Origin of the sequence: Bradyrhizobium algeriense, assembly GCF_003062295.1 — a bacterium.
In the GTDB taxonomy this organism is placed as follows: Bacteria; Pseudomonadota; Alphaproteobacteria; order Rhizobiales; family Xanthobacteraceae; genus Bradyrhizobium; species Bradyrhizobium algeriense.
On sequence record NZ_PYCN01000009.1, the window covers coordinates 86,153 to 112,826 of the forward strand.

The following is a 26,674-nucleotide window of genomic DNA, read 5'->3' on the forward strand; positions in this document are numbered from 1 at the left end:
CAATTTTTGAGACCCCTTGGTAAGTCGCGAGACTCCGCGGGATCGAGACAGATCAGCCATAGGTTCAAAATCGTAGTTCAGCGGCGTTAAGAGCACGCGATAAGAGGTCGAGCCCGAGGTCCTGCAGCTGCAGACCCTCGGAGCGGCTACGGCCCGCGAGGAAACCGATCTCTGAGGACCCCAAAATGCTGTTCCGCTTTACCGCGATTGGCCTATGCATATTCTCGGCTCTGGCTGGATATAGCCCTTCGGCAATTGCAGATAACTATCCCTCCCGTCCGATTACATTGGTGGTACCTTTCCCCGCAGGCGGCGCAAGCGACGCAGTCACCCGTATTCTAGCGGAGAAACTGGGAGAGGCGTTGGGCGGCACCATCGTGGTCGAAAACAAGGGAGGCGCCGGCGGTAATATCGGCACGCATAACGTGTCGAGGGCTGCTCCGGATGGCTACACCCTTTTGCTGAGCTCTTCAGGTCCGCTCGCCGTCAACAAGACGCTCACAACCAACCTCCCTTACGATCCAGAGAACGATTTCGAGCCGATCTCATTGATCTCCACAATGCCCAACGTTCTTGTGGTCAATCCGTCAAAGATCCCCGCGAACAATGTTCAGGAATTTATCGATTTTGCAAAAGCGCGGCCTGACGAGGTCATGTATTCGTCGATCGGCAACGGAAGTTCGCAGCATCTTGCAGGCGTGCTGTTCGAGCGCCGGACGGGAACGCGTCTGCGTCATATCCCCTACCGCGCCGCGGGCCCACTCGCACTGGATCTTGTCTCTGGCGACGTCCCGGCAAGCTTTCAACTCATACCCAACATCGCGGGCCAACTTCAGGCCGGTAAGCTGCGGCCCCTCGCGGTAACCAGCAAGCAACGCAGCAAGGCACTTCCGAATGTCCCCACGATGGCGGAATCGGGCATTTCGGATCTGGAATCCTTCGCATGGTTCGGTCTGCTCGTGCCGAAGGGAACGCCGAAACCGATTATTGATCGATTGCACCAAGAGGTGGTGAAGATCATGTCTGATCCGACGGTGCAGAAGCGGATGGTCGATATCGGCGCCGACCCGATCTACACGACCCAGGCTGAATTCAAAGCCTTGATCTCATCTGAGGTCATCAAATGGCGAACTCTCATCAAAGAAACCGGCATTTCGAGCAACTGATGTTTGCGATCGATGGGGTCAGTGACGCTATTGATCCGACAACTGTCCGACATGATGCGGCAATCGACCTCACGGACTGTGCTGCCGACGTAAAAGAATTCTGCATCGACGCTACCGGCCTGCTGTTCCCCCTTACCGCGTCGCGGGCGATGCCGAATCGTTTCCAGCGCCCTTCTGGAGCAAACAGGCGTGGCGGAAGCCGGAGAAGCAGTTGGTGCTTTTTCGTCTGACAGACGTCCTGGCGCAGCCTGTAGAACAGCGCGCGTCGATATCGGCATAGTCGCAATTCACCACCGGGGCGGGCCGAGCAGATACCTCCCCCCTCGTCCAGTCCGGACGGCCTGTCCATGATCCGTTGTCTGAATGCAGATGGCCGGCTCTAGGTAGACATAAGAAGTTTGCGCTGACGGAAATGGATATTTAGTTGCCGAACGGCCAATTGTACACGTGAGCAGATCGCTCATCGAGCCGGTCATGTCACGGCAAGATTGCTCGCAGTCGTTCCGTTGACGTCCGCTTTGCGCCAAAGTAGTCATTCGATAACCGCTCATCTCGCGAACTGAGCCCTCAGTTAAATCCGCCTCAGTAGGTTTAGCACGCCGCCTGGTGCGCACATCCGCCCAACTCGAGGCCGCTCGAGCGCGTCCTCATCTGCGTGGCGCGATCGGGATGGCCTGCTCAGCTACCCCGATAGGTCGTGTAGCTCCAGGGCGTCACCAGGAGCGGCACGTGGAGATGGCTTTCCGGCTCGCTCACGGAAAAGCGCAGGGGAATTTGGTCAAGAAACGGCGGATCGGATGTCGCTACTTGCTGTCCGGCAAAATAGTCTCCCACACTGAACGTCAATTCGTAACAGCCGATCGGGACCGGCCGGTGGTAGATCAGCGGCGGATCGGTTCGGCCGTCCGCGTTCGTGATCGTACGGGTCACGACGCGACTTGCGCCGAGGTCCGACAACTCAACCAGTTCGACCGCAACGCCCTCTGCTGGCCTACCGCTGTGAGCGTCGAGTACATGGGTCGACAAACGCCCGTACACCCCGAGCCGATCGTCTGACACCACAAGCTCGGCAACACGCAGCGCCGCAATCCGGTATATTTCATTGATCGAGTTCTGTACCTCGGTCGCGGTATCGTTCGGCAGGCGGCGTTCGAAGTCACGCAGGATGGAACCCTTGGTGTGGCGACGTGCGCATACAATGTAGGGAAAACCAAACTTGGTGCGGTAGGCGCTGTTGACCCGCTCAAATGCCTTGAATTCGGCATCCGACAACCGATCGAGTCCAGCGCCGTTCTGTTCAGCGCTAGACTCCGCGGTGAGGCCGGCGGCACGCTGCGTCTTGTTGGCGAGATCTGGATGACCCCTGATGAGAGCAAGCCGGCGGTCCGGTGCTGTTTGTTCGACGACAGTCTTCATCGCCTCGAACAGTTGCTGCACGCCCGCAAAAGGCCTTGCGATAGCAGCGTGTTCGGCGATCCAGGGCGAATACTCGAAGACATTGCCGAGAGCCGCGACGAACTCGTCCCTGCTGCAAGCATTCAAAACGGAGAGAAGTACTGACGACATTTTACCCTAGCTACCATTAGAGCTGGAGGGGCGGCAGTTCAGACCAAGCTCGACTTGCCGCGGCTCAGCACTTCGCCGGCGCCTTTGGTCCCGACGATCTTACCATTGTCCGCAACGACCTGCCCCGGGCGATGGTCATCACCGGCCAGCCTACTACCTCAAATCCTTCCCACGGTGTATAATCAGAGCCGTGATGTAGATCGGACTGCCGGATCGTTTTCTTGAGCTTCGGGTCCCACAGGACGATGTCGGCGTCGAAGCCGACGCCAATCGAGCCCTTGCGTGGATAAAGGCCATAGATCCGCGCTTGATTGGTCGACGTCAGTTCCACAAATTTCTGAAGACTTATCCGTCCCTTCGACACCCCTTCCGAGAAGAAGATCGGCAGACGCGTTTCCACTCCGGGAATCCCGTTTGGCACCCAGCGAAACGAAGTGCGCGAGTTCGGCGTCAGCTTGCCCTTCGGATCGTCATACCGAAATGGACAATGATCGGATGAAAAGGTCTGAAAGACGCCCCCGGTGATACCTTCCCAGATCGCGTCCTGGCTCTCCTTGTCGCGCGGCGGCGGCGAGCACACATATTTCGCACCGCTCATGTCCATATTCAGGCCCTTCATATCGTCGGCGGTCAGGGTGATATATTGCGGGCAGGTCTCCGCGTGCACGGGCAAGCCCCGCTGCTGAGCCCAGCGTACCTGCTCCATAGCCTCCCTGCCCGACACGTGAACGATCATGATCGGGACGCCAACAATCTCGGCATGACTGATCGCGCGGTGCGTCGCTTCCCTTTCAACAATCTGAGGCCGCGAAGTTCCGTGAAAATATGGCGCGATATGCCCTTCACGTTCCAGTCTTTCGGTCAGGTGACGGATGGCATCGTACCCTTCACAATGCACCATTACGAGCGCCTGCTCGCGGCGGGCCACCTCGAAAACCTCGAGCAACTGCTTGTCGCTTAGAACAAGGTCTTCATAAGTCATGAAGACTTTGAAGGACGTGTAACCATCCTTGACGAGCGCCGGCAGTTCCTGACCGAGAACGACCGCCGTCGGGTCAGATATGATCAGATGAAACGATGTGTCGATGTAGCATTCGCCTTCGGCGAGTTTTCGGTATTCCTCGACGCATGCGCGCAGCGATGAACCTTTGATTTGCAATGCGAATGGCAGGATCGTGGTATTGCCGCCGGCCGCGGCGGCGCGAGTAGCCGAGGCAAAATCGTCGGCCATCACGACGTCAGGGCCTGACGGTTGCGAAATGTGGACGTGGCTGTCGATGCCACCGGGCAAAGCCAGCAAGCCGGTTGCATCGATCTCCCGCGATGCCCCATCAATACGGTCGGCGATGCTTACGATGCGGCCATCACGAACGCCGATATCAGCCCGGAATTCGTCGCTGGCCGTTACGATAGTGCCGCCGCGGATGGCGAGGTCAAGCTGTACCAAGTGAAATGCCTCCGGTCGCTTCTAGGTGAATGGGGACTGAAACAGCCGTCCCCACCCTGACAATATTCTCGGGTCTGCATTGGCAAGCAACATCGTTCGCCACAGCGTGACTGCGACGGAATCGAGAATCAAGACATTCAGTTCACGCTCCAGGGCCTCCGTAATGGCAGCCCCGTCCATGTTCGTGCACAGGACGACGATCGCGTCGCAGCCCTCCGCAGCAACGGCACGGATCATGTCAGCTATCTCGGCAGGAGTTACCTCTCCGAACGAGAAATTATCGCGCAGCCTGAGATGTCGCTCGGCATGACAGGCAATACCTTCACCCGCCCAAACCTTGCCGATGCGCAGTTGCACATCGTCGGTATAGGGCGTCACGAAGCCAACCCTTTGCGCGCCACTCGACCGCACCGCATCAATGCAGGCCAGTGTCGACGTCGTGGCAGGCTTTCCAGTACGCGCACCGATCGCTTCGCAAAGGCTCCGGTCGCGCTCGATTCCAACCCAGCTGGCCGAAGTGCCGTTCCAGGCCATGGCATCGACCTTGGCGTCGGCAAGCAAATCTGCCGCCGGCAACATCCTGGATGGATCGAACTGATCGAGCGCCTGGGCATCCAATGCGATCTCGGTCACCCGGAAGCGGGAGAAGTGCGCGCTGATCCCGGGGGCTCCAGCGAGCATGGCGCAGGTCACCGGTTCGAGAACCGAATTCGACGATGGCGTAAGCATCCCAAGGCGCGTTCGCATTGCATTCACCATCGGTCCATGTTGTGGCCGACCATGGCGATCAACGCAATGCCGTGCCCAAGAAGGCTTCCCGGTAAATCCCAGGCCGGGAGATTTGGCGCGATCACCTCTATGGCTAGGCCACATGAGCACCGCGCGTCGATTCCTCGCGGATAAGCGCGAGGACGCGGCGCTTGGCGTCGTTGAATTCGGGGCTAGTGATGTCGCGTGGCCGCGGCAGGTCGAAGGTGACGGATTCACGAATGCGACCCGGCCTTCGGGTCATGACGACGATCTTGTTGCCCAGCACGAGCGCCTCATCGACGCTATGCGTGACGAACACAATCGTGCAGCGGTGCTTCTGCCAGATCGCCACGAGTTCTTCCTGCATTTCGAGCTTGGTCTGCGCATCGAGCGCGGCAAACGGCTCATCCATCAAGATAACGCGCGGGTTCATCAAAAGCGCGCGTGCGATGCCGACGCGCTGGTTCATACCGCCCGACAATTCGGCGGGATGGTGATGCTCAAATCCCGTCAAGCCGACGAGATCGATAAACTCCATGGCCCTCCGCTGGCGCTCCTGCTTCGCAACGCCTTTGAGCTTCAGAGAGAAGGCAACATTGTCGATCGCGGTCAGCCAGGGCATTAACGTCGGCTGCTGGAAGACCACGCCACGATCAGAACCCGGTCTTTCAACGATCCTGCCGTCGACCAGAGCTTGTCCGGAAGTCGAATTTTCGAACCCGGCGATGATGTTGAGCAAGGTCGACTTGCCGCAACCCGACGGGCCCAGCAGGCAAACGAAATCGTTCGCATCGATGTCGAGGTCGATATTGTCCAGCGTCAGAAGTTCGCGACCGCGCTTGGGGTCGGCAAATATCTTGACGACATTGCGAAGTTCAATCGCAGCCATCAGCCGGCCCTCCCCTGCACGGTCGTTGCGCTCTGCCAGTGAAGCACGCGCGCCATGATGGCCTTGAGACCGAGGTCGGACAGATATCCGAGCAGGCCGATCGAGATCATGGCGGCAAGGACCAGATCGTAGCGAAGAAAGTAATAGGAATCCCATAGCACGTAGCCGAGGCCGCTCTTGACCGCGACCATCTCGGCCGTGACGGTCAGCATCCAGGCCGAGCCGATCGCGATACGCAGACCGGAGAAAATCGAAGGCAGCGCCGCGGGAAAGACAATGCCGGCCAGCAACTGCCGCTCGGTAGCGCCCATCATTGCGGCGGCGCGCACGAGATTGTGGTCGACCGTTTTCACGCCATGGATCGTGTTCATGAGGACCGGAAAGAACGCGCCGAGAAAGACCAGGAATATCGCCGGCTTGTCGGCGATACCAAACCAGATGATGGCCAGTGGTATCCAGGAGACGGGTGGAATGGGCCGCAACATCTGCAACGTCGGTTCAAGGGCCTTTTCAAAGAGACGGGACCAGCCGATGGCGACGCCAGCCAGGATGCCCAATACGCTCGCCAGAGCGAAGCCACCGAAAACGCGCAGGCCGCTGGCCCAGGCGTCGCGTATCCAGTGACCGGAATAGGTCTGCGTTGTCTCGTCGAAACCGAAAACCCAGTCGCCCAGCGCGTGCAGCACCGCGCTTGGCGCAGGCAGCAGCGCCGGAGGCAGATAGCCGGATCGGGCGAAAGCTTCCCAGCCTGCGATCAGGAGCGCGGGAACGACGAAGCGCTCCAAGGCTTGAGATGCGCGAACCGTGCGCGCAACCGGTTTTGCCGGTGAAATCTCAATAACCGAGGTCATTTTTCGCCTTGCCGGTCGCCTGCTCCAGGAACGAATAGTCCATGTTCTTTTCCGCTTCAGCGGAAACATCCTTCGAGATGTACTTGAGGTCGCGCATCATGGTCGCGATGGCGAGCGTTTGCGGACGGTGAATAGCCGCATCCGGCGACGCGTTTTTCAGTGCCTCCATGGCAACGGTCTTGTCGAGCCCGGTCAGCTTGTTGATGACGTCGATCCAGGGACCATTTTCGACTGACAGTTTGTCATTGAGCGCGACAACGGCGCCGACCACGCCCTGGACGCCGGCACGCTGGCTCGCGACGACGTCCGAACGGGTGACGATCAGGTTCGTGAGGTTGCCGGCCGCCTGGTCATAGGGGAAAACGAAATGCTTGCCGGCCCCGGCAAGCCTGATCTGCGAGGCGAACGGCTCCACGGAGCAGACCATGTCGATTTCCCCGCGCTGCAGGGCGGCGAAATGATCGGCAGGGTTCGGAATATTGACGAATTGAATGTCCTTGTTGGGATCGACACCTTGTTTGAGGAATGCGCCGCGCATGTGAATGTCCTGCGCGTTACCTCGGGAGGCTGCAATTTTCAGGGGCTGTCCGTCGGACTTTGCTTTTGCGACGATGCTCTTGAAGGCGACCCAATCCTCGCCCGCCAGCGCGAGCTTGTTGGATGAGAGGCACTCCGAACCGCCATTGATCTGGCCGGAGACCGCGACGACGTCGAAGCCTTTGTCGAGCGCCGTCACATAGTGAAGGTAAGTCACCTGTGCGACGTCGATACTCTTCGACACCAGTGCAGTCAGAACGTCATTGCCGGAATTGAACCCGGTGGCCTCGATCTCGACGCCCTTGGCGAGGCCAGGGGTCAGCGACATCGGTAAACAGTGCGCGCACTTCGCAAAACCGAGTTTGATCTTCGGCGTTTGCGCGGCGGCAAACATCGTTCCCGCCAGCGTCACTGCGATCAGAAGAAAGGCTCGGTGGAAAGGCTTCGCCATCATTGCGCTCCGTTGGTGGCGCCTGCGACGCCGCGATTTGCGATCATCCTTCCGTGCGTACGCCAGTGCAATGGTGATTTTGCACACTGCATACAATTTATTCGATATGCTATTGTTTTCATCTATATACGCCGATACTTTGGGCAGGACATGAGCCCCAAAACGGCTAATCTCGAATTCAATGAGGCGGGACACGTGCGGAAAAAATCGGACGTCGGTACGGGTCGAAAGACAGTCAAGCTCAAGCGGACAGGCCTGCATGAGCGCGCCGCGGCGCGGATGCGCGACATGATCATCCGCGGAGAATTGGAGCCCGGATCGTCGATGCAGGAAACCAGGCTGTCAGAGGCGCTTGGCGTTTCCCGAACGCCGTTGCGTGAAGCCATGAAGCTGTTGGCCGCCGAAGGACTGGTGGAATTAAGACCGAACCGCAGCCCGCGGATCGCCGAGATCGAGAGAGATCGCATACTCGAGCTGTTCGAAGCGCTCGCCGGCATCGAGCGGCTCGCGGCTGAACTTGCGGCCCAACGTGCCACCGAGCGCGACTTGCAACGTCTGCGCCTCCTGCAGACGCGCATGGAGAACTATCACCGGGATGGCAAGCTCGACGATTATTTCGCCATCAATGGCGAGATACACGGCCTGATCGTTCGTGCGGCACGGAATGCGCCGCTGCGCGAGGCGCACGAGACATTGCTGTCGAGGGCAGAGCGCGCCCGCTATCTAGCGCTCGGTGCGGAGCGGCGCTGGAGCAATTCCGTTGAGGAACATGCGGCCATTCTTGCGGCACTCGAGGCTCGCGATGGCGAAGCGGCAGGGCGCCTCCTCTCGGCGCATGTGCAACGCACTGGCACGGCGCTATTGGAGGTTCTGCCCAAAACCCCGATCAGCAGACCGGCGGCCTGACGATGAATATCCTGCTGCTTAATCCGAACACACGCGCAGATATCACCGACCTCATGCTGAAGGTTGGACAGCGTGCCGCTGCACCGGGAACATCGTTGATACCTCTCACCGCGCCGCGCGGCGTGCCCTACATATCGACGCGCGCCGAAGCTCAGATCGGTGGCGCCGTAGCGCTGGAAATGCTCGCGGAACGACACCGGGAATTTGACGGTGCGATCATCGCGGCCTTCGGCGACCCCGGACTGTTTGCAGCCAGGGAACTGTTCGACATTCCCGTCGTCGGCATGGCCGAGGCCGCGATGCTCACGGCATGCATGGCTGGGCGTCGATTTGGCCTTGTGACATTCGCCCGGGCGCTGGGCCCCTGGTTCGAGGAATGCGTTCGTTCCCACGGGCTCTGGGAACGATGTGCGGGCATCCGCATGCTCGATGACCCGTTCCGTGAGATCGCCGAGGTGGGGGCCGAAAAGGAAGACCTTCTGGTCGAACTCGCGAAGCGCGCCGTGGAGGAGGATGAAGCCGACGTCCTTATCCTAGCCGGCGCGCCCTTGTCGGGACTGGCCGAGCGGGTCGCCGATCGAATTCCGGTGCCTGTCATCGATCAGGTCGTTGCAGCTGTGAAACAGGTCGAAGCCCTGCACGCGCTCCGGCTGCGAAAAGCGAGCGCGGGGACATTTCGCCGGCCCGACGCGAAACCGTCGAGCGGCCTCGCAACTCCGCTCGCCGCCCGCCTCGAACATCGCGACACTTGATCAGATGGGTGGCGGACGATGACAAAAGCCCAATTGCTCTTCGATCCGACGGCCGAATGCGAACAATTTGGACTCCTCCCCCGGGGCGGCAATGATCTGAACGCCGAACGGCTTCTGATCCGGGTGTCTCGGCGTCGGCAAGGTCAGCACCGGGAAGCCGACCAGCGAGACGATGAAGGTGACGGCGAGATAGTCGATCGGCGTTTCGAGGCGCATATCGTCGATCAGCATCACATCGCTCTCGTCGTTCTTCCAAGGAAGAACCGATGCCGCGGGCACGACAAGGAAGTCCTTGCGGGAAAACAAGCCGCGAAAACTGCGGAAGACCACCGTGCGCCGCCGCTCGGCGGCGAGATAATCCTGCGCCGTGAGTTGGGCGCCCGCCTCGATGTTCCAAATGACAGTCGGCGTGAGTTCGGCCCGCCGGTCGCGCAGCAGTGTGCCATAGCTGTCAGCAACATGGGCGGCCCGCAGCGTACGGAAAGCTTCGATGGCGCCCCCACAGTCGGGAGAGACCTCTTCGACATCGGCGATCTGCGACAGCGCATCGCAAGCCACAGCAAAGCGCGAGCGAACTTCCTTCGCAATCGGTGCGACTCCGAAATCAGCCGTGACCGCGAGCTGCGGCCGTCCCGCGTCAGACCCAATGTGAGGCTCAGTGCCGATCGACAGCGGGTCACGAACATCGGGGCCAACGCAGGCGGAGAGCGCAAGTTCGAGATCGTCAACGCTGCGCGCCAGAAGACCGTGCGTAGCGAGCATGTCCCAGCCAAGGGCGCGCGCAGGAACCGGTATCCGGCCGGGTGTCGGGCGGATCGAGGCCACATCGCAGAAACTTGCCGGCGTTCTCACGGAGCCGCCGAAATCGGTGCCGTGAGCGAGAGGAACCATTCCCGTTGCGACAGCGACAGCAGAACCGCCCGAAGAGCCACCGGAAGTCAACGCGAGGTCGAAGGGATTCCGCGTTGGCCCGCGCAGCCGATTTGTGCAGACCGCGCCAAAGCCGAACTCCGGCGTGTTGGTCTTGCCGATAATCACAGCGCCTGCCTGTCGAAGCCTCGCGACCACAAGCTCGTCTTGCTCGGGGACATTGTGTTGGAACAGCAGCGATCCACACGTCGTGCGCAATCCCCTGGTATTCGTCAGATCCTTCACGGCGATTGGCAGACCATGCAGGGGGCCCATCGGCGCGCCTGCCGCGTCGCATGCATCGGCCTGACGGCGCGCACCGTCGGCATCGACCGTAATGAAGGCCGAAAGCTGGGCGTCGCGCGCGGTAATGCGCGCGAGATGGGCCTCCAGCACAGCACGCGCGGAGATCTCACGCCGTGTCAAAGCCTTGGCCAGAGCAGCGGCCGTCAATTCGCAAGGATTGGCTTCAATTGTCATGGCGCAAGAATGCACGAACTCCGCGGAAATGACGATAGCGCAGGCATGGGATTTGCTTTCCCACCAATGTCGGGAGGAATGCCCCATGGCTGAAGCAAAGGGCGGTCGTTCGCTCGTACTGGACGCGATCACGCACCGCTATCCCGGTGGCGCGATCGCAGTGGAAAATATCAATCTCGACGTGAAGGGCGGCGAAATCATCGCATTGCTCGGCCCGTCCGGCTGCGGCAAGACCACGCTGCTGCGCATCGTCGCCGGCTTTATCGCTCAAACCCAGGGGCGGATCATTATCGGCGACGACATCGTCGACAGGTTGCCACCCAACAGGCGCGCCGTCGGCATCGTCTTCCAGAATTACGCCCTGTTTCCGCATCTGACGATCGCCGAGAACGTCGCCTATGGCCTCGCTGCCCGCGGCGTCGACACGGCAACACGTCGGCGCGAAGCGCAGCGCCTGCTCGAACTTGTCCAGCTTCCCGCGATGGCCGAACGTTTGCCGCGCCAGCTCTCCGGAGGCCAGCAACAGCGCGTGGCATTGGCGCGCGCACTGGCGATCCAGCCATCGATCTTGCTGCTCGACGAGCCCTTTGCGGCGCTCGACAAGAATCTGCGGCTCGATATGCAGATCGAAGTCAAGCGATTGCAGCGGGTGTCAGGCATTACGACACTCATTGTGACGCACGACCAGGAAGAGGCGTTGTCGATGGCCGACCGCGTCGCGGTTCTCAGCCAGGGCCGGCTCGAACAGTTCGGATCGCCGTCCGACGTCTATGACCGTCCGCAAACCCTGTTCGTGAACACGTTTGTCGGCTCCACCAACCGCATGCCCGGCACACTGGTGTCGGCCGATCCGACCGGCGCGAAAGTTCGCCTCGACGCCGGTGCCGACATCATCGCGAGACCCGCGTCAAAGTCGATGGCGGAAGGCGGCCGTGTCACGGTTTGCATTCGACCGGAGCATTTGCAGTTCGTGACCGACGATTCCGGCTTCGCCGGCGTGGTCGGAATGGCCCTGCCGCTCGGCGCCACTGTCGTACATGAAGTAACAACGGCCGATGGTTCGGGCGTGAAAATATCCCAGGCGCGGTTCGGCGATACACGCCTGCTGGAGAGTGGCGTTGCGGTGCGTGTTGCACCGCTCGCTGCTGCTCTCGCTACCGCTTTTCCGGCATCACTTTGAGAACCGCGTCAGACTACAACGGGAGTAAAACCTCATGATCAATCGCAGAACACTTCTAACGACCGCATTGACGCTCGGGGCCATGAAGGCATTCCCGGGACTAAGCTATGCCCAGGCCCGCCCGCTGGTTTTTGCAACGTTCACGGGTAGCTGGGAGGAGGCCCACAAAGCGGTGCTGGTGCCAGCCTTCCGCAAGGCGAACGCCGATGCATCGATCGTGCTCGACCCGATGCTGTCCGTCGACCAGATCGCAAAAGTGAACGCGGCGCGTGCCAATCCGCCGATCGATGTGATGCTGCATGATCCCGGTCCGGCCCTTGTTGCGATCGGGCAGGACCTCGTCGAAGCGTTCCCGGTCGAGAAGAGTACTTACTACAAGGACCTCATTGCCGAAGCACAGGAGCCGACGGGGCCGGCACCGTTCTTCCAGGTCGTCGGGCTCACCTACAATCCCGACACGGTCAAAACTCCGCCTACCTCGTGGGCCGATCTCTGGAAGCCGGAGTTCAAGGGAAAAGTCGGCATCACCAATCTAAACTCGACGCTCGGCACCGGATGGCTTGTCGAAATCGCCAAGATGCATGGGGGCTCGGAAGCCAATGTCGACCCGGCCTTCAAGGCATTGGAAGCGCTGAAGCCAAATCTGGCCGCGGTCGCAGCCAATCCGGGTGCATTGGCGACGTTGTTCCAGCAGGGGCAGATCGATATCTCGCCCGGTAATTTCAATGCCATCCAAATCCTCAAGGCGCGCGGCGTTCCCGTTGAATTCGTGGCACCCAAGGAAGGCGCGATCGCTTTCAAGACCACGATCCATGTCGTCAAGAACTCGCCGAACAAGGAGTTCGCCTTCAAGCTCATCGAAGCCTCCCTCTCGCCGGAGGTACAGACGACGCTGATGAAATCGCCGTATCTGATCGTGCCGACGAATTCCAAGGTCCCGATGGGCGGCGAGATCGCCCGCGTGCTGGCGAAAGACACGGCGGAATTGAAGAAGAAGTTCGTCTTCCAGGACTGGAAGAAGATCAACGAGCAGCGTTCCGCCTGGATTGAACGGTTCAATCGCGAAATCAAGCTCTGAGGACCACGACGATGGCTGCCGCATCGGTGCCGCGCGACGTCACATCATACGGCATAGGGCTGGCCGCACCGCTGGCTCTATTCTTCCTGTTCTTCTTTGTCGCGCCATTGGTGCAGCTGTTCGTTCTGTCGCTGCACAACGATGCGGCCGGTGTCGTCTGGGGCATCGGCCAGTACGTTCATTTCCTGACCGATCCATTCAGCCTGAGCGTACTCGGCTCGACGCTGCTCCTGGGCGCGGAAGTGACCGCCTTGTGCCTTGTGCTGGGCTTTCCCATCGCATGGCTCTACCACCGGGTCGGATCGCGAGCCCAGACGCTCATCATCCTCATCGTCTTGCTGCCCCTCCTGACGAGTGTCGTCGTACGTACCTTTGCGTGGATCGTCATACTGGGCCGTCAGGGCATCATCAACTCGACGCTGCTTTCGATCGGTGCAATCGACACACCAATTCGCCTTCTCTATACCCAGGCCGGGGTGGTGCTTGCTCTCGCCCAGGTGCAAATGCCGTTGATGACGTTGCCGCTCATCACCGCGCTCGGGCGAATTGACATGAACCTCGAGGATGCGTCCTGCTCCCTCGGTGCCGGAAGCTGGCGTACCTTTTGGAGGGTAGTCCTGCCGTTGTCGCTGCCCGGCGTCATCGCCGGCTGCACCCTCACCTACGCCGCTGCCATCACGGCTTTCATCACGCAGTCTCTCGTCGGCGGCGGACAAATGCTCTTCATGCCGATGTATCTCTACCAGCAGGCCTCGACACTGCAGAACTGGCCATTTGCGTCCGCGATCTCGATCATCTTTCTTCTTGCGGTTCTCGCCGTCGTGACCGTATTCGGCATGCTAGGCCGGCTGTCGCGCGGATATGGTGGAGCCTGACCGATGGGCGGCCGGAAACGCACTTGGGAGGCCATCAGCTTCGAAGTCGTCATGACGGCGGTCGCGCTGATCGCACTGATCGTCATCATCGCGCCCTCGCTTGTCGTCCTGATCGTCTCATTCACCAACGGATTCTCGCTCAAATTCCCGCCGCCGGGCTATTCGGCGCGATGGTACGGCGAGCTGTGGGACGCATGGCAATTGCATTTTGCCGCAAAGAACAGCTTTGTCGTCGCAATGTGGTCGACTGGCCTGTCCATCGTGCTCGGTGTTGCCGCAGCACTGGCCATTGCACGCTCGCCTACGCTATCGGCACGCGTACTGGACTCGCTGTTCATGTCGCCGCTGGTGCTTCCCGCGCTCGCCTTTGGGCTCTCCGCCCTGATGCTGTTCTCGCTGGTAGGCCTGCCGGTATCCGCGCTCACGCTGGTCATCGGCCACACCGTTGTTTGCGTTCCCTATGTGGTGCGCAACACGGTGGCGGCGCTCGCCCAACTGGAGACGACCTTGCTGGAAAGTTCAGCCATTCTCGGCGCCAGCCGTTTTTACACCTTTCGGAGGATTGTATTGCCCCTGATCCGCCCTGGGGTGATTGCCGGTGCGTTCATCGCCTTCATGTCCTCGTTCGACAATGTGCCTGTCTCGCTGTTCCTGCGCGACGCTGCCACCGACATGCTGCCGATCCGGATGTGGCAGGATCTTGAAGGCAAACTCGACGTCACGATCGCCGCATTGTCCGGTGTTCTGATCATCGCTACGGTGGCGCTCATGGCGATCATGGAGCGTGTCACCGGCCTCTCGAAGCGTTTGACCAGCTGACGCGCGCCTCACGCTCCCCGAAACAGGGAATAGCCCCAGCGGGTGAACTTCATTGGCAGATGAAAATGCTCATCCACCTCCTCAATCCTGAAACGGAAAGGCGCGGTGGTGAGGAAACTGGCGCCAGCGCTACCCGCGAAGAATTCACCAAGGTGAAAGTGAACCTCGTATTCACCAGCCTTGATTCCCGATCCGCTTACTACTGGATGATCGAGCTGGCCGTTCGAGCCAAGTCGACCTTCAGCGATCCGCGTAGGCGCGGGTTCGATGCGCCATATCTCGACACGCAAGCCCTGGGCCGGACGCCCGCTTGCGACATCGACTGCATGAATGGATATTCCGCCGGCCATTTTCGCTCCTGCCCCTTGGTCCCCTGTCTGCCAGGCACTGGCAGATGATACACGCACCAACGGCCGGTCAGCCAGCACTCTTGCCAGCACTAGTGGCCATGACGTGGCTCCAGGCGCTCGTGGCGCTCGCGCTGTTTGCACCGGGAGCTGTCGCCCCCTCCACCCATCTCGATATTCCCAGCCTTTCGATATTCTCTACGGCCGTATTCGCCGTCGGCGTGGTCACATCTTCTTGGACGGGTGGCCTGATCAACCGCATCGGGTCTCTTCGCATGGCAAGCCTCTGCGCCGGCGCGGTGGTCGCCAGCATGTCATTCGCTGCGCTAGGAACAGGTCCTGCACTGCTTGTCGCAGGGCTTTGCCTCGGGCTCGCCTTTGGTCCAGAGACCCCGGCCAGCACGGCACTGTTGGGCAACCTGGTTACCGATGAGCGGCGTCCCCTGGTTTTCTCGGTGCGCCAGACCGGCAATCAGATTGGTGCGGTCTGCGGCTCGCTTGCGTTGCCCGCTATCGCTATCTGGCTTGCCCCGCAGTGGTCCTTTGCAACGGTAGGCGTCTGTGCCATCGGCGGGATTATCGTATTCGAGTGGTTACGCCCCCGATATGAAGGGTTGGCGCGAGCGCCTCCGCAACTCGGTATGCGCGCACGGTTGGCGTTGGTAAGCTCTGACCGGCGTATCGCTGCCCTCGCGGCGGCTTCGATGCCCTTTAGCGGAATGCAGCTCGCCCTCAACACCTACTTTGTCTCGCTCGGTGTACGCGAACTCGGGCTCAGCCATCTCGAAGCGGGGGCCGCGCTTGCCTGCGCGCAAGCCGGCGGCTTGCTGGGACGCCTCGGGTGGGGCCTCCTGGCGATGCGTGTCAGCTCCGTGCGATTGGTATTGATCAGCCTCGGGCTGGGAATGGCCGCTTGTGCAGCCGTATTCGGGCTATGGGGCGACATGCTCAGCAAATCGGGACAATATGTGCTCGCCGCTGCCTTTGGTCTCACGGCCAGCGGCTGGAACGGTATCTTTCTCGCGGAGGTCGCCCGGCTTGCACCGCAAGACCGCATCGGCGAGACGACTGGAGCTGTGCTGACAGCTTCGTATGCCGGCTTGTTGGTGACGCCGGTCCTGATGTCAGCCGTTGAGGCCCTCGCCGGCCTTGCCAGCGCGTTCGTCGGCCTCGCGATCCTCGCGTTTGGTGGAACGGCAGCACTCATCCGGGGAGGCGCACGATGAATGCGCACGAAATCGTCGCCACAGTCTCGAGCAAGCGCGCCTCAGCTGTCGAAATCGTTCGCGCCGCGCTGGATCGCATCGCTGCCGCCAAAGCGCTCAACGCTGTCGTGACCGTGGACACCGAGCGGTCGCTGTCGGACGCGGCCACGATAGATCGTCGCCTGCAGCTCGGTGAAAGCATGCCTCTTGCCGGCGTCCCTGTTGTCATCAAGGACAATATCTGGGTCGACGGCTGGCGGGTGACGCAGGGGTCTCGGCTTTTTACCGATTTTGTGGCGCCCTGCGACGCCATTGCCGTCGAGCGATTGAAGAAGGCGGGAGCTATCGTTGTGGGCATGGGCGCCACGTCTGAATTCGCCTGCAAAGGCGTAACGACGTCGTTGCTGTTCGGGCCAACACGGCATCCGCTCAATCCGGAATTGACACCCGGTGGCTCGTCGGGCGGCCCGGCAACGGCTGTCGCAGCCGACCTTGTACCGCTGGCAATCGGCACCGACGCTGGCGGCTCGAGCCGGCGCCCTCCCGCCCATGTCGGCGTTGTCGGCTTCAAGCCGTCATATGGTGCCATTCCATATGGCCCGGGGTTCGCCGAGCCGTTCTTCGACATATCCGTGATCGCACCGATCGCTCGCAACGTCGCGGACACAGCGCTCGCATTCGAGGTGATGGCCGGCCCCGATGTCCGCGATTCTGCTTCCGCGCTGGTTGAGTCCGCAGATGCAGAATCGTCGGAGTTACGCATCGCGTTCTCGCCAAAGCTCGCGCTGGATATCCCCGTCGATCCCGTCATCACCGAAAGGCTCGAGGCCATCGTCGAGCATCTCGGCGAAAAGGGACTGCGAATTGTCCGTCGAGACCCAGTCTGGCCGCAAGGCGCAACCGAGGAGGCGCTGATGCCTCTGCAGCATGTGGGACTTGCCGGGCTCTACGGCGCGGCCTTCCAAAAAGATCCGGCGCAATTCGACCCCGACGTGGCCAGGCAGATCGAACGCGGTCTCTCCTTGCGCGGAGTGGAGGTAACTGCCGCCCTCGGCGCAAGTGCCGCAATCAGAGCCGCGTTCGCCGCATTCTTTTGCGAGTTCGACCTGCTGCTCGCCCCGACCGTTCCCTGTGTTGCCTGGCCTCTTGTACAACTGGGCCCCAAAATGGTCGATGGCAAGGAAGTAAGCCCTCGGGCTCACGCCGCCTTCACGCCTTTCGTCAATCATGCGCGCTTGCCCGCAATTACAGTTCCCTGCGGGCACGATCGTAGCGGCCTTCCGTTTGGTATTCAGATCATCGCACGAAGGAGACGGGACTGGATGTTGCTGCACGCGGCAATGCGCATTGAGGCTGAGATACGCACGCTTCCTCGCTGACTTGTCCCAGCTATCATGAGCAAGCTGGTTTTGGATTCTTCAAGCGTGAGTTGGCCAAATCGAACATCCACAGGTCAATGCCCGCTTAGCGCCAGAAGCTGCCGTTGCGCCCGATGGTCCGTTGTACCTTTGCTATTCAGCTTGAACCAACTCCATTTCGTGCGACGAAAATTCGTGCCGAGCCGCCAAAATTGCACCAATCGATCATTTTGCATGCCCTTGTGATCTCGTTCACACCAGCGTTTTCCAGGGTCTGCTAACCGGCGCTAAGCCACTGCCCGCCGGATTCAGGACGTGCCACATTTTGGGGATCTTGATGGACGACGCGTTTTATAGAGAGCGAGCCCAGCATATCAGGCAACTTGCCAAAGAAGCCGACCCCTTCATCAAGAAACGTCTGTTGCGTCTCGCGAGTAACTACGACGCCATGACCACGCCCTACGCGAGGGGGCTTGCTCCGTCCAACCTGACTGACGGCCCCGCAGATAATTTAGCAGAAACCGGAAGAGGCCACGGGGAGTGAAGTCCCCCACCGCGCGTATTCGCGCGCCCGTTCAGCCGAACATTGGCCTACAGCGTTACCGCGCTAGGATGCCCCGCAGTGCCTCGTGCATCACACATTGCCGCTAAGAGCTTGATTGACGCGCTCCGCGACGCCGTTTGGTGAGCCAAGGCCCTGACTCAGCCGCGACATGCCGTCACGCCAGCCCGTGTGATCGATGGTTGATCGAGCTTGCGAACGACGCAGGCATGGGATGGCCGCCGGCCGAACTATACGGCCACCATCGTTTGGGGCGGCCGCTCGGTCAACGTTCCGTGTCACCGAGAGCGCAGGCGAACGTAATGGAGATCCGCAACGATATCAGGCGGCGCGCCAAGTGAGAGCACCAAACGTCGCTGGGACAACATTTTTCACTACACGCTGAACGCCGGCACGTTCCCGGTGGCGCCGATCATCATCATCCGCCGACCCGAAGGATTGAGCCCCATCGACGGCACTCACCGGCTGGCGGTGTTCGGCGCCCTGCAGATGATGCCGAACGAAACGTTTGCGGCCCTCGGACTGGAAAAGCCGAATCTCGAACAGGACGTCTGGATAGGTGCGCACAAGGACGGCGAGCTTCCAAACGCCTGGTGAAATGAAGCTTTTGGACTGCATCCTCTGCAGTCGACCGGCGCTGGTGGGTGGCGACATCTAGTAGGACCGTCGAGGCTCAACACTCAACATCCAGCGTGATTTTCGAATCGACTCAAGATGCCTGTAAGGGCGAAGGCGGACTGGTGCCGCTCCCGCCCAAAATATCGAAAACAACCCCATGCAAAGTAGCATGGTGGCCGCCGGCATGGATGCTTTGAGCGAACTCCGCGAAAACATTTTGACACGTCGGGCAAATCAGGGGCACTACTAGATCATTGCGCCATTTGTAAAACGCCCCTGGCCCTGCCCGACAAAGGGCTGTTCGGCCGATTGCAGGCAAAATCCGGACAATCGAAGTTGCACCGGCGCGCGGTCGATCACTCAATTCACCCTGCCGAAACCGTTGAGAACCAGCTCTTGTCGCAAGCGACTATGATCCGTCACGACAAGTGCTCACCAAGTAGACGGTGAGCTCGTTTGTCTTGATCAGATCATAAGGATCGTCCACCCCTTGTTCGCGCAGCCATTTGATTTGTAGGTCGTAGGCCTGGCGCTCAAGCGCGGCGAGACAAGGCAACTCCATCTTGTTGAACCGCTGCACATGATGCACCAATTCATGCAACAGGGCGCTCTTCTGCCGCAGATCATTGGGTCGCCACTCCTGCGGCAGGTAAATTGAGCCCTTGTTGCGATTATAGAGCGCCTGCAACTCCAGCCCGCTATTTTCCGGCGAGCTATGTCGCATTGCCATTTCCGTCGGTGTCACGAAGTGGATCGGCGGATGATCGGGAGCCGACAAACCGGTCTGGGCAACGATCCATGCGATGTAGATTGCGATCAGGCTATCCAAGGAAACGACCTCTCGGTTGAGCCGGCCTGCTGGTGACGAGCATTTCCCGAGTTTCGGAATCCTGGCTAGATTGGCGTGGAGCGGATTGCTCGGAAGGCGCGATCAAGTGTTCGTATTGACGCAGGATTCGACCCGCCTGGAGGCGCCGTGAGCTGTGCAGCGCCGACGTGATAAAACGTGAAACGAAGCGAGAGGCGGCAGTACGGCCGAAGAGTGCGAAGTGTTTTTCATTATCAGGACACCACGGCAGCCTGATGATTTGATGCGCTGTCAGCACAAAATCTGGAACCAATGGCCTCGACGGCTGACCGCGCGATGGCGGCAGTTGCAGGGGCATAATCCAGGATTGGCAGGCGCTTCAGCGTGATCGGTTGCCAGAAAAAGCGGCACGCTTCAGCATGCGCTTCAAGCGCGTCGATGCCGATATCGCGTAGAAAATCAGATCTGTCCCTCATATCCGTGCGCAGCTTTGACCGGAAGCAGGCGCGCTCCCACCATGTCAAAGGCAGCCGCGCAATGGCATGGTCGGCGTGACCAAGTTTATTTCTGTAAATTTGCAAGAAAACCTCCTGAGGCAGTTTGGTCCGCGATGATTTTTTTTGAAAAGAAGGCGCTTAAAGATTCACTGCTCAATATCGATTGCCGCTCCGGGTGTGAGTATTAAGAAGAAAGGCAACGCCCGCGTCTCGGAGGCGCTAGATCGTGCGATCAATCGCCACTGGAAATGCGAACGTCATGTCGTGAAAATTCTCCACCGGAAGATCTTTGATCTCTCGATGTATCTCGGCGACGTCGATGCTCGCGCTTTTGGAGGAGCGTACGTCTGCCGCAGCCATCGGCGCGGAAAAGAAGGTGAGCTTCACCCCGACCCCGACCAGGATAAGTGTGGCGACCGCGACAACGGGATGTGCGCGCATGACGGTTCCTTCGGTTGCACGTGCCTGGGATTGGCGATGCTTGATGTTATGCAATCGACCGCCGCCGCCGCATCATCGGAACCAATGAGGCTGGTACTGCTGTTGTGTGCTGCCTTCCGATCGTCTGCCCGGGCCCGTCGGCCCCAGCCCAGATCGCAATTGCGCCGGTCCCGTCGCCCATAGGACGCGGTGCCGATCAAGAGGCAGGCCGCCTCAGGAATTAATGAACCGGCTACTGTGGGGCCCGAACCTGAGGCGTCGAGTTCTGCAACAGGTGCAGGAGATCGGCCTGCCGGGTCGTATCGGTCTTGGAGAAGATGTGCTGCAGGTGGGTGCGCGCGGTCGGCTCGCTGATGCCGAGCATGTCGGCTGCCTCCTTGGCGCCCAACCCCTGAGTAAGCGCCAGCAGCACGCGGAGTTCGCCGCCGGTCAGCCTGTAAAGCCTGGCAAAAGCCTCACCCGGCATCAGCGGCGCCTCAGCAGGATCCTTTGTGAACACAGCTACCGATGCTGCAAACGGCGCGATAATGCCGCTGCGCTGACCGCGATCGACCGGAAGGAGGGTTGCGACATAGCCGGCGCCATCGACATCGGGGATCGCAAGGGAATGCTCGCTTGTATCCAGGTCGATATCGTCGCGCGACGCCTTGTCAATGGCCTTCGACAGCGCAGCGCGCGTGGCGGGATCGGTGGGAGAAATCCGGTTGTTCACGATGCGAATGGAGCTGCCGGTTTTGACCTGCCTCTCGGCAGCGGCATTCATATAGACGACGCGGCCATCGCGTGACGTGAGGAAAACACCTGTGACAAGCGCATCAAGCGTCTTTTCCAACATCTCCGACCTCAGCGCCCTGATATCGAGCGCATCCGAGATGGCGAGGGCACGGCAGACGTGCGGGGAAAGAAGCTTGAGCAGGCCGATCTCGAGCTGTTGGTAATGCGGCGCCTTCTCGCTCCGTGAGGCATGCATGGAGGCCATGCGACCGCCAGTCCGCAACGCCGGGAACCAGATTATGTCCAGTAGTCCGAACGGCTCCAGCACTTCTCGAGCGAAACGGCTTCCCAACAATTCGAGGCGCATCATAGAGAGAGCACTAACGTCACCGATCTTCGAGACGATATCCGCTGCTGCCATTGGACTTTGTGCATAGTGGCTTCCCAGCTTTTCAAGGAATTCCGGCCGGTATCCGAACACGAATAACTGATCATTTTGCACGTGCCGCATGTCGTGAACGCATATTCCGCCCGCTGTGCTTTCACACAGATCGGCAATTTCCCGGCAAGTGTCTGGCCACTGATGCGGATCGAGCGCGCAGTCGTAGATCGCGCCGATTGTGTCGGATAGCTGCTGGGCGGAGACACCGTCCAAACCGATCACGTAGAGCCCTCCCTGGCAGCGCCACTCGATAGTGCGCCGAGGGATGCAATGATCCCGACGGAGCGCATGGTGGTCCTCCGATTCTGGCGGCCGGTATGCCCGGTACCTCGCCAATTGAGCCCTGCCGCCGTCGTCACCGGCGTCAGTTCGGCGTGACAACGGCGTTAATCTTGCTCGGAGGGCCAAGAAAAGCGTAGAAATTGTGTCCTAGGAGGAGCTTCATCGTGCAAATTCCGCGTGCGCCAATGGACGGCGTGCTTTTTCCAAAATTTGGTCTTTCGCTGCTGGGAGGCTTTGAGCTGACCGGACCGGATGGCGTGGTCGACCTGCCGAGCAAGAAGCTTGCAGGCTTGTTGGCCTATCTGGCCTGCAACGCGCCCCGGCCGCAGTCGCGTGAGAAGCTGTCGGCCCTGTTGTGGGGCTCCCGCTTCGACGCGCAGGCCAGGCAGAACCTGCGCCAGGCTTTGTTCCGGCTGCGCAAAGTGCTCGGCGAGGACGCTCTGGAGAGCGATGGTGAGGTCGTATCGCTCAATGCGGCGGCCGTCCGATGCGACGTCAGCCAGTTCGAGGCCCTGGTCCGTGACGGTAGCCGGGATGCGTTGAGCGCGGCAGCCGATCTCTACCGGGGTCGGCTGATCGACGACGTTAGCGTAGGCGAGGAGGGCTGGAACGAATGGCTGACTGGTGAACGCGAGAGATTGCTGGATCTTGCCCTTGGCGCCATGATGGGGCTCGGCGAACAAGATCTGGCCGCTGGCCGTGCCGAACAGGCGCTGAAGGCCGGCCAGCGCGCCATCGCGCTCAACAACATGCGCGAGGACGCCCACCGGTTGATGGTACGGGCGCTGGCCGCTACGGGACGCAAGGCCGAGGCTCTCAAGCACTACCAGGACCTCGTTGCGCTGCTCAAGCGCGAACTGAACACGGAGCCCGATGCTGCGACCAGATCGCTCGCCGCCGAGCTTCGCGCCACGGAGCCGCCGGGCAGGTCGTCCGCTGAAAGGGAGATCGCCAGGCCCGCGCTGCCGCAGCCCGACCGGTCATCGATTGTGGCGTTGCCCTTTGGCAATATGAGAGACCACGAGAACGCCGACAATCCCGCAGCGGACGGCGATGAAGCATCGTCTGCGGTGGCAGTCGACTCCGGAAGCCCCGAGCGGCGACAGCTGACGATCATGGTTTGCAATATGGTCGGGTCGATGCCGCTTTCGGCGCGCCTCGACCCTGAAGACATGCACGATCTCATCGCCGCCTTCCACAAATCGGTCGCCGATGTTGTTTCGCGCTTCGATGGATTTGTCGCCCAGTACCTGGGCGATGGCGTGCTCGTCTATTTTGGCTACCCCGCTGCTGGCGAGCATGACGCCGAGCAATCCATGCGTGCGGGCCTTGCCATCCTTGACACGATCGGCACGTTGAAAGCGTCTCCACGCGTGACTGTTCAGGTGAGCGTTGGCATCGCCACCGGGCTCGTTGTCATCGGCGAGCGGTCAGGGACCGGCGACACACAGCAGTGCGTTGCGATCGGCGAGGCGCCAAACTTGGCAGCGCAGCTGCAGGCCGCGGCAGCGCCCGGCGAGGTCGTGATCGCCGCCGGCACGCATCGGCTGGCGGGGCGGATGTTCGACTGCCGCGCGCTTGCTGCTATCGACGTGAAGGGGCTGCCGCAACCGATGGAGGCGTGGCAGGTGCGCGGCGAGACGGCCGGCGTTAGCCGCTTCGAGGTGCGGCGCGCGGGCGCGCTGACCCCGCTCGTTGGCCGGCAGGAAGAGATTGAGCTGCTGCTGCGCCGCTGGGATCAAGCCAAGCTCGGTGAGGGTCGCGTCGTGCTGCTTTCGGGCGAGCCCGGCATCGGCAAGTCGCGAATTGCTGAAAGCCTGGCCACGCGCGAGGGCGAGCCGTATGCACGCTTTCGCTATTTCTGCTCGCCGCACCATACGCACAGCCCGCTCTACCCGCTGATTGCGCAGCTCGAGCGGGCCGCGGGCTTCGAACCGGGGAATAGCGACAGAACGAAGCTCGACAAGCTAGAGGCCTTGCTCAAGCCAACGGCTAAAAATGTACCGCGCGATGTGGCGCTGATCGCCGAGCTGTTGGCGCTGCCGGCCGACGAGCGGTACCCCGCGTTGGCAGTCAGCCCGCAGAAGAAGCGAGAGATGACGTTCACGGCGCTTCTCGACCAGCTCGACGGCGCAGCGGCGCTGCGCCCCGTCCTGATCCTGTTCGAGGACATCCACTGGATTGATCCGACATCGCTCGACCTGCTCGATCGACTGATTGCCCGTGCCGCTACCATGCCGGTGCTGCTGGTCGTCACCTTCCGGCCGGAATTCCAGCCGACCTGGGTCGACCAGCCCCATGTGACGACGCTGCCCCTGAGCCGCCTCGGCCGTCGCGATAGCGCCGGCATCATTGTCGGCGTCACCAAGGGCAAGGCGCTGCCTGATGCGGTCGTCGAGCAGGTGCTTGCACGCGCCGATGGTGTGCCGCTGTTCATCGAGGAGCTGATGAGCGCTCTGCTGGAGAGCGGGCTGTTGCGTGAGACTGCGGACCGCTACGTGCTCGACGGACCGCTGTTGCCGCTCGCGATCCCGACGACGCTCCGGGCCTCGCTGGTGGCGCGCCTCGATCGCCTCGCCTCGGTCAAGGGTGTGGCGCAGATCGGCGCCGCGATCGGACGAGAGTTCTCCCATGAACTGATTAGCGCTGTGGCATCTTTGAGTCCGGAGGACCTCGACGCGGCGCTCGAGCGGCTGGCGGTCTCCGGTCTCATCTGCCGCCGCGGAACGCCGCCGATCGCGACCTACGCCTTCAAGCACGCGCTGGTGCAGGACGCCGCCTACGCCACGATGCTCAAGAGTCGGCGGCGGCAACTGCATGCGAGCATCGCCAAAGTGCTGGTCGAGCAGTTCCCGGTGGTGACCGAAACCCTGCCCGAGACCGTCGCCCATCATTTCACCGAGGCCGAGCTTGCGACGGAGGCGATCGGCCATTGGTTCAAGGCGGGTCAACGCGCCACCGAGCGCTCGGCTGATCAGGAAGCAGTCCGCCATCTTGGACGGGGATTGGCGCTTCTGAGGACGCTCCCGGAGTCGGAGGACCGCGATCGCCATGAGCTCGATTTCCAGATCACCTTAGGCACACCGTTGGTGGCAGTGAGTGGATACTCAAGTCCTGAGGTCGGGGCTGCGAGCGAGCGCGCAATTCTCCTCTCCGAGAAGCTGGATAATGTCGGACACCTGTTTGCGTCGCTCTATGCCCAGTTCTCTTACTGCAATACGACCGGCAGCACTTACAAGGCGCTGGAATTCGCAGAACGCTGCCAGACGCTAGGCATCCGCCAAGGCGACCGGGTGATGCAGCTGATGGCACATCGTGGAACCGGGATTGTGTTGTATCAGCTTGGAAAACTTGGACTGGCTCGGAAAGAACTCGAGCAGTCTCTTGCGCTGTACGATCCCGAGCGTGACCGATCCCTTGCGGCCCGGTACATCACTGATCCATTCGCGTCTGCATTAGCGTTGCTAGCGTCAGTCGCATGGATTTCAGGCTTCCCCGATCGTGCAGCAAAAATGCAGATACGAGCTCTCAGCTGCGCTACCGAACTCAATCACGTCAACACAATTGGTTTCGTCCACTTTTTAGCGGGAGCCGCGCTTGAGCAGCTTTTCGGAAATGCAGCCGCAGTGCTAACTCATACGCAAACCTTGAATGCTCTTGCGACGGAGCACGGCGTGTTGGCATGGCGGAGCAGTGGGATCATTTTTGAGGGCTGGGCCCTCTCATGGACTAGTGGACCGGAGAGCGGCATTTCTCTGATGCAAAAGGGCATTGCCGATGTCGACGCCAAGAATCTGACATTTCTTGTTCCGCTCTTCACGAGCCTGTTGGCCCAGGTTCGTGGTCGCGCTGGCGACTTCCAGTCAGCTTTGGCACTGTGCATCGATGCGCGAGAAAGATCACAGCGCTCCGAACAATACATTTGGGAGGCGGAGCTTCACCGGAATGAGGGCGAGGTGCGGCGCGCCGCGGGACATTCGTTGACCGATGTGGAAGAGTGTTTTGGTAGGGCGCTGGACGTGAGCCGTGCGCAGGGCGCCAGGATGTTTGAGCTTCGCGCCGCCACGAGCCTCGCGCGGCTATGGCGCGACCAGGGGAGGCATGTTGAAGCCCGTGATCTACTTGCGCCTGTCTATGGCTGGTTCACCGAGGGCTTCGACACAGCCGACCTGAAAGATGCCAAAGCGTTGCTTGCTCAATTGAGAGCATAGGTCTGACTGGATGGCCCATTGCTGAATGGCCACTTGTGTGAGGTGTTTCGGACGCCGGCCACTTGGGAGATGGCACCGCGTGTTTCGGCGGCCGGCATCCGAAACCCTTCAGAGGACCGGCCACCCGAGCGACGTGCGCGGACCGCACCAGTTTCGCACCAGAAACGTCACGCGGCACGTTGGCGAGCACCACCGCCAGAAAGCCCTTCATATCGGTGGCGCCGCGGCCATAGATGCGTTGATCGCGAATGACGCCCGCGAATGGCGACACGGTCCAGGCCGGGCCCTCCACCGGCACCGCATCCGTATGCGCTGAGAGAACAAGTCCCGGCCTATCCGCCGGACCAATGGTCGCGAGCAACGACGCCTTGCGTCCATCGGACGATAGCACACACCGCGCGGACACACCGGACGGCGCAAGTATCTTGTCGATATATGCGATGATATCGAGATTCGAATTCGCACTTATACTTTCAATACTGATCAGCTCGCAAAGTATTTGAGCTACCTTATCGATCATCTATAGTCCCAAT

25 protein-coding genes and 1 pseudogene are annotated in these 26,674 nt (G+C 60.7%); 13 read left to right on the plus strand and 13 right to left on the minus strand.

All coding sequences use genetic code 11. From position 1 onward, the window contains the following. The first annotated feature begins 185 nt into the window (after positions 1–185). Both C7G61_RS19070 and C7G61_RS43975 read left to right on the plus strand, forming a co-directional pair. Positions 186–1,166: a Bug family tripartite tricarboxylate transporter substrate binding protein gene (locus C7G61_RS19070; RefSeq protein ID WP_108517069.1), complete on the plus strand. Its 981-nt coding sequence runs from the start codon at positions 186–188 to the stop codon at positions 1,164–1,166. Then, positions 1,166–1,396 (plus strand): hypothetical protein, encoded by a 231-nt coding sequence (locus tag C7G61_RS43975; protein ID WP_145963651.1) that lies wholly within the window; start codon positions 1,166–1,168, stop codon positions 1,394–1,396. The genes C7G61_RS19070 and C7G61_RS43975 overlap by 1 nt, the downstream gene beginning before the upstream one ends. Before the next feature lie 448 nt (positions 1,397–1,844). Here C7G61_RS43975 and uraD read toward each other — a convergent pair whose 3' ends face one another. The 6 genes and pseudogenes from uraD to C7G61_RS19100 all read right to left on the minus strand — a co-directional run bounded on the left by uraD (position 1,845) and on the right by C7G61_RS19100 (position 7,600). Then, the gene (gene uraD, locus C7G61_RS19075) at positions 1,845–2,732 is read right to left on the minus strand and encodes a 2-oxo-4-hydroxy-4-carboxy-5-ureidoimidazoline decarboxylase (RefSeq protein ID WP_108517071.1); all 888 of its coding nucleotides are present in this window, start codon (positions 2,730–2,732) and stop codon (positions 1,845–1,847) included. 38 nt (positions 2,733–2,770) lie between these two features. Continuing rightward, positions 2,771–4,179, minus strand: a pseudogene (hydA, locus tag C7G61_RS19080) (dihydropyrimidinase). A gap of 21 nt (positions 4,180–4,200) precedes the next feature. Beyond that, a complete protein-coding gene (locus C7G61_RS19085; RefSeq protein WP_108517074.1) occupies positions 4,201–4,926 on the minus strand; it encodes an aspartate racemase/maleate isomerase family protein in 726 nt (241 codons plus the stop codon). A 115-nt stretch (positions 4,927–5,041) separates the two neighbouring features. Further along, positions 5,042–5,818, minus strand: a complete 777-nt coding sequence (locus C7G61_RS19090; protein WP_108517076.1) for an ABC transporter ATP-binding protein — start codon at positions 5,816–5,818, stop codon at positions 5,042–5,044. Further along, positions 5,818–6,669: an ABC transporter permease gene (locus tag C7G61_RS19095; protein ID WP_108517078.1), complete on the minus strand. Its 852-nt coding sequence runs from the start codon at positions 6,667–6,669 to the stop codon at positions 5,818–5,820. The genes C7G61_RS19090 and C7G61_RS19095 overlap by 1 nt, the downstream gene beginning before the upstream one ends. Continuing rightward, positions 6,653–7,600, minus strand: a complete 948-nt coding sequence (locus tag C7G61_RS19100; RefSeq protein WP_244608381.1) for an ABC transporter substrate-binding protein — start codon at positions 7,598–7,600, stop codon at positions 6,653–6,655. Before C7G61_RS19100 ends, C7G61_RS19095 begins: the two co-directional genes overlap by 17 nt. Before the next feature lie 183 nt (positions 7,601–7,783). Between C7G61_RS19100 and C7G61_RS19105 the strand changes: the two genes are divergently transcribed. Both C7G61_RS19105 and C7G61_RS19110 read left to right on the plus strand, forming a co-directional pair. Then, positions 7,784–8,563: a GntR family transcriptional regulator gene (locus C7G61_RS19105; protein ID WP_108517412.1), complete on the plus strand. Its 780-nt coding sequence runs from the start codon at positions 7,784–7,786 to the stop codon at positions 8,561–8,563. 2 nt (positions 8,564–8,565) lie between these two features. Further along, positions 8,566–9,315 carry an aspartate/glutamate racemase family protein gene (locus C7G61_RS19110; RefSeq protein ID WP_190241884.1) on the plus strand — a complete coding sequence of 250 codons (750 nt, stop codon included), beginning with the start codon at positions 8,566–8,568 and terminating at the stop codon, positions 9,313–9,315. Here C7G61_RS19110 and C7G61_RS19115 read toward each other — a convergent pair whose 3' ends face one another. Continuing rightward, complete coding sequence (locus C7G61_RS19115) at positions 9,316–10,704, minus strand: amidase (protein ID WP_108517084.1); 1,389 nt, start codon at positions 10,702–10,704, stop codon at positions 9,316–9,318. It lies immediately after the preceding gene. 85 nt (positions 10,705–10,789) lie between these two features. On the opposite strand from C7G61_RS19115, the gene C7G61_RS19120 reads away from it, so the two are divergent. The 4 genes from C7G61_RS19120 to C7G61_RS19135 are packed head-to-tail and all read left to right on the plus strand — an operon-like array spanning position 10,790 to position 14,656. After that, complete coding sequence (locus tag C7G61_RS19120; RefSeq protein ID WP_108517087.1) at positions 10,790–11,884, plus strand: ABC transporter ATP-binding protein; 1,095 nt, start codon at positions 10,790–10,792, stop codon at positions 11,882–11,884. 34 nt (positions 11,885–11,918) lie between these two features. Next, a complete protein-coding gene (locus tag C7G61_RS19125) occupies positions 11,919–12,962 on the plus strand; it encodes an ABC transporter substrate-binding protein (RefSeq protein WP_108517089.1) in 1,044 nt (347 codons plus the stop codon). A gap of 11 nt (positions 12,963–12,973) precedes the next feature. Beyond that, on the plus strand, positions 12,974–13,837 hold the full coding sequence (locus tag C7G61_RS19130; RefSeq protein WP_108517091.1) for an ABC transporter permease: 864 nt from the start codon (positions 12,974–12,976) through the stop codon (positions 13,835–13,837). Between the two features lie 3 nt (positions 13,838–13,840). Then, positions 13,841–14,656 carry an ABC transporter permease gene (locus C7G61_RS19135; RefSeq protein WP_108517093.1) on the plus strand — a complete coding sequence of 272 codons (816 nt, stop codon included), beginning with the start codon at positions 13,841–13,843 and terminating at the stop codon, positions 14,654–14,656. Between the two features lie 8 nt (positions 14,657–14,664). Here the strand turns inward: C7G61_RS19135 and C7G61_RS19140 are convergent, their stop codons facing one another. Beyond that, entirely contained in the window at positions 14,665–15,006 is a 342-nt protein-coding gene (locus C7G61_RS19140; RefSeq protein WP_108517096.1) for a hydroxyisourate hydrolase, read from the minus strand. Between the two features lie 44 nt (positions 15,007–15,050). Here C7G61_RS19140 and C7G61_RS19145 point away from each other — a divergent pair, with 44 nt between their 5' ends. From C7G61_RS19145 to C7G61_RS19160, 4 genes are all read left to right on the plus strand, one after another. After that, positions 15,051–16,229, plus strand: a complete 1,179-nt coding sequence (locus C7G61_RS19145; RefSeq protein WP_108517098.1) for an MFS transporter — start codon at positions 15,051–15,053, stop codon at positions 16,227–16,229. Then, positions 16,226–17,587, plus strand: a complete 1,362-nt coding sequence (locus C7G61_RS19150) for an amidase (RefSeq protein WP_108517100.1) — start codon at positions 16,226–16,228, stop codon at positions 17,585–17,587. The genes C7G61_RS19145 and C7G61_RS19150 overlap by 4 nt, the downstream gene beginning before the upstream one ends. A gap of 316 nt (positions 17,588–17,903) precedes the next feature. Beyond that, positions 17,904–18,110, plus strand: coding sequence for a hypothetical protein (locus tag C7G61_RS19155; protein WP_108517103.1), 207 nt, complete (start codon positions 17,904–17,906; stop codon positions 18,108–18,110). Between the two features lie 420 nt (positions 18,111–18,530). Continuing rightward, on the plus strand, positions 18,531–18,725 hold the full coding sequence (locus C7G61_RS19160; protein WP_108517105.1) for a hypothetical protein: 195 nt from the start codon (positions 18,531–18,533) through the stop codon (positions 18,723–18,725). A gap of 430 nt (positions 18,726–19,155) precedes the next feature. Here the strand turns inward: C7G61_RS19160 and C7G61_RS19165 are convergent, their stop codons facing one another. From C7G61_RS19165 to C7G61_RS19180, 4 genes are all read right to left on the minus strand, one after another. Beyond that, on the minus strand, positions 19,156–19,635 hold the full coding sequence (locus C7G61_RS19165; protein WP_338026097.1) for a DUF6647 family protein: 480 nt from the start codon (positions 19,633–19,635) through the stop codon (positions 19,156–19,158). Between the two features lie 173 nt (positions 19,636–19,808). After that, positions 19,809–20,135 carry a hypothetical protein gene (locus C7G61_RS19170; protein WP_145963652.1) on the minus strand — a complete coding sequence of 109 codons (327 nt, stop codon included), beginning with the start codon at positions 20,133–20,135 and terminating at the stop codon, positions 19,809–19,811. A 135-nt stretch (positions 20,136–20,270) separates the two neighbouring features. Then, the gene (locus tag C7G61_RS19175; RefSeq protein WP_145963653.1) at positions 20,271–20,546 is read right to left on the minus strand and encodes a hypothetical protein; all 276 of its coding nucleotides are present in this window, start codon (positions 20,544–20,546) and stop codon (positions 20,271–20,273) included. A gap of 178 nt (positions 20,547–20,724) precedes the next feature. Further along, positions 20,725–21,870: a helix-turn-helix transcriptional regulator gene (locus tag C7G61_RS19180; RefSeq protein ID WP_108517114.1), complete on the minus strand. Its 1,146-nt coding sequence runs from the start codon at positions 21,868–21,870 to the stop codon at positions 20,725–20,727. A 224-nt stretch (positions 21,871–22,094) separates the two neighbouring features. Between C7G61_RS19180 and C7G61_RS19185 the strand changes: the two genes are divergently transcribed. Then, positions 22,095–26,141 carry an AfsR/SARP family transcriptional regulator gene (locus tag C7G61_RS19185; RefSeq protein WP_244608363.1) on the plus strand — a complete coding sequence of 1,349 codons (4,047 nt, stop codon included), beginning with the start codon at positions 22,095–22,097 and terminating at the stop codon, positions 26,139–26,141. On the opposite strand, the gene C7G61_RS47465 is transcribed toward C7G61_RS19185, so the two are convergent. Continuing rightward, complete coding sequence (locus C7G61_RS47465; RefSeq protein ID WP_108517117.1) at positions 26,074–26,661, minus strand: M20/M25/M40 family metallo-hydrolase; 588 nt, start codon at positions 26,659–26,661, stop codon at positions 26,074–26,076. The genes C7G61_RS19185 and C7G61_RS47465 overlap by 68 nt on opposite strands. Between the last annotated feature and the right edge of the window lie 13 nt (positions 26,662–26,674).